This window comes from Calditerricola satsumensis, from assembly GCF_014646935.1.
GTDB lineage: Bacteria > Bacillota > Bacilli > Calditerricolales > Calditerricolaceae > Calditerricola > Calditerricola satsumensis.
The window spans coordinates 1-5880 of the sequence record NZ_BMOF01000075.1 but is presented as its reverse complement, the minus strand read 5'-3'; the positions used below and the strand labels follow the sequence as shown (position 1 = coordinate 5880).

The following is a 5880-nucleotide window of genomic DNA, read 5'->3' as shown; positions in this document are numbered from 1 at the left end:
CCACGCGCTCCGCCAGACGCGCCAGCCGAGCGGCACGCGCAGCGCGGCGCAAGAAGGCGAGCCCGGTGGCTTCCCCCCGGCCCGCTTCCGGACGCAGGCCGGACACGCTCACCCCATCCGCCGCGACACGGGGGTCCGCCCCGCCTTGCACCGCCTCCCACGCCTCCCGCGCCGTCACCGGGCGGCGCGCCCAAACCAGCCGCACCGCGCCCCGCTGCGCCCAGTAGGCGAGATCCGCCTCCGGCACCGGCGTCCACCGGAGCGTTAGCCGTCCATCCCCCAAATCGACGGCATAGAGCCAGCACGGATGGGCCATCGCTCACACCCGCCCGTACACCGCGACGCGGTTGCGCCCGCGGTGCTTGGCGCCGAGGTACATCGCCCGGTCCGCGTAGCGCAGGAGTTCCCGCGCCGACGTCGCCACATCGGGGTACGTGGCCACGCCAAAGCTGGCGGTGATGCGGACGGAAACGGGCTGCCCCCTGTCCATCGCGTGCACCGTGATGACGGCCCGTTGCTCAATGGCCCGCCGCAGGCGCTCCGCCACCTCGGCGGCTTCGTCCAGGCCCACCCCCGGCAGCATCACGGCCATCTCCTCGCCGCCCAGCCGGGCGACCACGTCTTCCCGGCGGACGTTTTCCCGCAAAAGTTGCGCCACTTTTTTTAACATTTCATTGCCGGCAAGATGGCCAAAGGTGTCGTTCAACCACTTGAAGCCGTCCAAATCGAGCAGCACCACACTGAGGCGCTCGCCACGCTCCGCCGCCCGCTCCACCGCTTTCTCCAACAGGGCCTCGAAGGTTCGGAAATTGAGGAGACCGGTCAGCTCGTCCACCCGGCTGCGGCGCTCGGTGTGGCGGAATTGCAGCGCGTTTTCGATCGCCACGACGGCCTCGCTCGCGATGATCCCCAAAAACACCTCTTCAACGCGGGAAAAGGCGGTGGTGTGCGCACGGCCCACGACCAGCATCCCCGTCGTCTCCTCCTCGTGAACCAGGGGCACCAGACACAGGGCGGCCAGGGTTCCATCCGGCATCGCCGATCCGATGTCGTCCCGAACAAGAACGACCGGGTCGCGCCGGTGAAGATGCTGCTGAAAGAGCTGCGACGCGCTTTGCCACACGGCCAGCTCCTGAAGGGACAAGGGCTGGCCGTTCGCCTTCTCCACGATCACCGGCTCCAGCCAGCCGCTCAGCTTGTCCACCACGTACAGCCCCCACACGTCATGTTCCACCAGTTGCCGCACCGCGTCGCCGATGGCGCGCACCGTTCGGTCGTAATTCAGCTCGGCGGCAATCTGTCCGGTCACCGTGCCCAAACGCTGGAGCTGATGATGCAGGTACCACAGCTGCGCGTACAGACGAAACGCATGCCAGGCGGAACCCGCGGGAACCGCAATCAGGACGAGCCCCAAAAGGCCGAGATGGGGGCGCACCATCGCAAAGAGCAGGCCCACGAGAACGGAAAACAGGGTGACCACCGCCGCCCAAAGCTGCACCCGGGAGACGAGCGCTCCCTGAGGGCGGCGCGAGCGGGAAAGCGCGCGTCGGACGCCCGCTTGCATCCCCGCCACCGTCAGGCCAAACGCCACCAACGCAAGCCAGCGGGGATGCGGCAGCACGGGCTCCGCCACGATCCGACACGCGTGGTACGCCCCCGCGCCGGCAAGCAGGCTCGTCGCCGTGAGGCTCTGGCGCACGAGCCAATGTCGCCACGTGTGGCACCGCTTCAGCTGGTCCAGCAGGCTGGCCGTGATCCCCGCCCACACCGTCACGGGCCATCCGTATTGCGCGAACAGCGCGACAAAAACGCTCAGGTTAAACGAAAGGACCGACAAGCCGAAGGTGATGGGAAACAGCGAAAAGCCCGCGGCCAGCAAGAGAAAAAATCCCCAAGAGGCCCATTCGGAAGAGGGATACCGCGTCGCGAGCAGGAGCCATCCCGCCACAACGACGATGGCCATGCCCAAACCCTTGATCCACCAGACCCGCGCGTGCATCGCTGCTTTCGTCCCATCCTTCCGACAATCAGTATCATTATAGCATAGCGCCGCGCCATCCGGCCGTCGTCGCCAACAAAACGCCCCCTACCCGCTGCGGGAGGGGGAGAGGATACGCGCGTCGATGACGACCACCGGTACGCGATCGGGCTGCCGGAATTGCCGTCGGATGTCTTCTGCGCTGAAGCCCGCGGCCCCGCCTACGCGCACGTCAATCCCGTGCGGCACGTACCGCGCATAGCCGCGCACGATGCTGAGCGTGTCGTCGCTGGATCCGAAATCCACCACCGTCACCCACAGGTCCCGGCCATGGCAGTATCCCCACCAAAAGAGGAATCGGAGGAGCCCCTCGACGATCTGCCCTGAATTTTCCACGAGGAGGATAACGCAAACCGGTTCCCGCCGGGAAACGGGAGAACCCAGCGGCGCCGCAACCGACACCCACAGGGCCGCAAGACCGTACAGTGTCAGTCCCCATACGATCCAGTTGGGCACGCGGATCCCTCCTCTGCAGTAGGCTATGCCGTCGCGCGAGGAGGGGTGACGGCCTCTCAGATGCGCACCCAACCGTGCTTGATGGCCAGCACCACCGCCTGGGTGCGATCGTCCACGCCGAGCTTCTGGAAAATGTTGCTGACGTGGTTTTTCACCGTTTTCTCGCTGATGAACAGCGCCTCGCCGATCTGACGGTTGCTCTTGCCCTCGGCCAAGAGCTGCAGCACTTCCCGCTCGCGGCTGGTCAGCTGGCGAAAGCGCGCGACCATTTCCTCGTTCAGTGGGGCCATTGCGCCGTCATCGGCGAGCGGCGTGCGCCCTTCGCGCAGGCGCCGCAGCTGATCCAGCACCTTGTTCGTCACCCGCGGATGGATGTACGCCTCGCCCCGCGCCACCGTGCGGACGGCCTCGATCAGCTCGTCGCTGTCCATCTCCTTGAGCAAATACCCCTTGGCGCCCCCGGAGAGGGCCCGGTAGACGTAGGCTTCGTCGTCGTGGATGGACAGGATGATCACGCGGCAGTCCGGAACCGTGCGCACAATGCATTCCGTCGCCTCGACGCCGTTCACCGTCGGCATGTTGATGTCCATCAGCACAACGTCCGGGCGCAGCGACGCGGCCATCCGACAGGCTTCCTCGCCGTCGCTCGCCTCGCCGACGACGACCAGGTCTTCCTCCATCTCCAAAATGCGCCGCAGGCCGTCCCGGAACAGCTTGTGGTCATCGGCAATGAGCAAGCGGATCATCGCCCCTCCCCCCTCCCCGATTCCTTCGGGCGGATTTGTGCGGCCGACCGGATGGGAACGGTGAACCGCACCGACGTGCCCTTTCCCGGCTGCGAATCGAGGGCAAACTGCCCCTTGAGGAGCTGCACACGCTCGCGCATGCCGAAGATGCCAAAATGGCCTTCCCCGATGGACGCCGGATCAAACCCGCGCCCGTTGTCGGCCACTTCGACCGACACCGCCCCGGGCAGGAAATGCACCGCCACCTCGGCGCGGGTCGCCGCGGCATGCTTCACGACGTTGTTCAGGCTTTCCTGGATGAGGCGAAAGAGGGCCACCTCGACGGCCGGGTCCAGGCGCCGCTCACCGCCCTCGACGCGCAGGCGAACGGGCAAGCCGTGCCGCTCCTCGAGCGTAGACAGGTACTTGCGCAGCGTGGGGACAAGCCCCAAGTCGTCCAGGCTCATCGGCCGCAGATCGAAGATGATGCGCCGCACGTCGATGAGGCTTTCCCGCACGAGGTTCTTCACGTCCTGCAATTCGCGGCGCGCCGCCTCGTATTCCCGCTTCGCGATGCACCGGTCCGCCATGTCGGCCCGCAGCACGACATTGGCCAGGGTTTGGGCCGGACCGTCGTGGATTTCCCGGGCCACGCGCTTGCGCTCCTCTTCCTGGGCCTGCAGGATGGCCAGCCCGAGCCACTCCGGCGCCGACCGCTGGCACAGGTTGGCGAGCACGGACGCCACCTTGCCGCTGAGGAAATCGAGGACGACACCGATCTGCGAAAGCAGCTCCTCGGCCCGCCGCACCATCCCTTCCAGATGGCGCAACCGGCGCTCCAACTCCTCGCGCCGCTGCCGCATGTGGCGCTCGCGCTCTTGGTAGATGCTGAGCTGCTCCTGCAGGCGGCTCGCCTCCTCGTACGCCGCGCGGATGGCCTCCTCCGACACCGCGTGCACGCGGCGGCTCACGTCGGCCAGGTGGCGGCGCGCCTGTAGCCACTGCCGCCGCGCATCGTCGTAGGCGCGCATGATCGCCTGGGCCTCCCGCCTGGCGTCCTCCAGCTCCCGCCGCGCGGCCTCCACTTCCGCCCGCGTCGACTCGAGGAGAAGAAACACCTGTTCGCGGCACTGCTGGGTCACCGCGATGACCTGTCCCATCAGCGCATCCAGCTGCTCCGGGTTCATGGCCCTCGCCCTCGGTTTTTTCCAGAAGATTCCTCACAGCCCTTGCGGAAAAAAAACCCGCTTCGCTCAGCGGGGTTGTCTCGGGTCCTTACACCTTCATGTGCGCCTGGGCTTCGGCTTTCAGGATCTCCGCTTTGTCCGTCCGCTCCCACGGCAGGTCGAGGTCGTCGCGGCCAAAGTGCCCGTAGGCAGCCACTTGGCGGTAAATCGGGCGGCGCAGGTCGAGCATCTTGATGATCCCTGCCGGCCGCAGGTCAAAGTGCTTGCGAATGAGGCCCACCAGCACCTCCTCGCTCACCTTGCCCGTGCCGTACGTATCCACGCTGATCGACACCGGCTGCGCCACGCCGATGGCGTAGGCCACCTGCACTTCGCACTTATCGGCCAGCCCGGCGGCGACGATGTTCTTCGCCACGTAGCGCGCGGCATACGCGCCCGAGCGGTCCACCTTCGTCGGGTCCTTGCCCGAGAAGGCCCCGCCGCCATGACGGGCGTATCCGCCGTAGGTGTCGACGATGATCTTCCGGCCGGTCAGCCCGGCATCACCCTGCGGCCCACCGATCACGAAACGGCCCGACGGGTTGATGAAGTACTTGGTGGCGTCGTCGAGGAGGTGCACCGGCACCACCGGATTCACGACATGCTCCAGCATGTCGGCCCTGATCTGCTCCTGCGACACGTCGGGATGGTGCTGGGTGGAGATGACGATGGTGTCGACGCGGACCGGCTTGTCTCCGTCGTACTCGATCGTCACCTGCGTCTTGCCGTCCGGGCGCAGGTACGGCAGGATCTCCTTCTTGCGCACCTCCGCCAGGCGGCGCGCGAGCTTATGAGCCAGGGAGATGGGCAGCGGCATCAGTTCCGGCGTCTCGTTGCAGGCAAACCCGAACATCAGCCCCTGGTCGCCCGCCCCGATGGCCTCGATTTCCTCGTCGGACATCTGTCCCTCCCGCGCTTCCAGCGCCCGGTTCACGCCCGCGGCGATGTCCGGCGACTGCTCGTCGATGGCCGTGATGACGGCGCAGGTGTCGGCGTCAAAGCCGAACTTGGCCCGCGTGTACCCGATGTCGCGGATCACGTCGCGCACGAGTTTGGGAATGTCCACGTAGCACTCGGTGGTGATCTCCCCGGTCACCAGCACAAGCCCCGTGGTTACCGCCGTCTCGCAGGCCACGCGGGCATTGGGGTCCTTTTCCAGAATGGCATCCAGGACGGCGTCGGAAATCTGGTCGCAGATCTTGTCCGGGTGCCCCTCGGTCACCGACTCGGACGTGAACAGGCGGCGTCCCTTGCGCATTCCCATGGCCGTACCTCCTTTGCTCACAAAAAAGAAACCTTTTCCGACGAGGAAAAGGTTATCGCCGTCAAGCGGTCATTCAGGTTTAATGTATCGTATTTCGACAGGCTTGTCAACGTTTCGCAATCACGAGCTTTTTTCGCTGTGCCTGTATCTCGGCCTGATCTGCATCAGGCC

Annotated in this window: 6 protein-coding genes; all 6 read right to left on the bottom strand. The window is 66.1% G+C overall.

Going from position 1 to position 5880, the window contains the following annotated elements; translation table 11 throughout:
- A partial coding sequence (locus IEX61_RS11725; RefSeq protein WP_188818190.1) for a hypothetical protein occupies positions 1–316 on the bottom strand: 316 nt, incomplete at its 3' end.
- A gap of 3 nt (positions 317–319) precedes the next feature.
- A complete protein-coding gene (locus tag IEX61_RS11720) occupies positions 320–1999 on the bottom strand; it encodes a GGDEF domain-containing protein (RefSeq protein ID WP_054672315.1) in 1680 nt (559 codons plus the stop codon).
- A gap of 87 nt (positions 2000–2086) precedes the next feature.
- On the bottom strand, positions 2087–2494 hold the full coding sequence (locus tag IEX61_RS11715; protein WP_188818188.1) for a glycosyltransferase: 408 nt from the start codon (positions 2492–2494) through the stop codon (positions 2087–2089).
- Positions 2495–2550: 56 nt separating this feature from the next.
- Positions 2551–3240 carry a response regulator gene (locus IEX61_RS11710; protein WP_054672313.1) on the bottom strand — a complete coding sequence of 230 codons (690 nt, stop codon included), beginning with the start codon at positions 3238–3240 and terminating at the stop codon, positions 2551–2553.
- On the bottom strand, positions 3237–4406 hold the full coding sequence (locus IEX61_RS11705; protein ID WP_188818186.1) for a sensor histidine kinase: 1170 nt from the start codon (positions 4404–4406) through the stop codon (positions 3237–3239). Before IEX61_RS11705 ends, IEX61_RS11710 begins: the two co-directional genes overlap by 4 nt.
- Positions 4407–4494: 88 nt before the next feature.
- Complete coding sequence (gene metK, locus IEX61_RS11700; RefSeq protein WP_188818191.1) at positions 4495–5703, bottom strand: methionine adenosyltransferase; 1209 nt, start codon at positions 5701–5703, stop codon at positions 4495–4497.
- Positions 5704–5880 lie beyond the last annotated feature (177 nt).

What these genes read in the sequence shown, in the direction of transcription:
- metK (WP_188818191.1), bottom strand. Translation starts at nt 5,703, where the DNA reads ATGCGCAAGGGACGCCGCCTGTTCACGTCCGAGTCGGTGACCGAGGGG.
- IEX61_RS11720 (WP_054672315.1), bottom strand. Translation starts at nt 1,999, where the DNA reads ATGCACGCGCGGGTCTGGTGGATCAAGGGTTTGGGCATGGCCATCGTC.
- IEX61_RS11710 (WP_054672313.1), bottom strand. Translation starts at nt 3,240, where the DNA reads ATGATCCGCTTGCTCATTGCCGATGACCACAAGCTGTTCCGGGACGGC.
- IEX61_RS11705 (WP_188818186.1), bottom strand. Translation starts at nt 4,406, where the DNA reads ATGAACCCGGAGCAGCTGGATGCGCTGATGGGACAGGTCATCGCGGTG.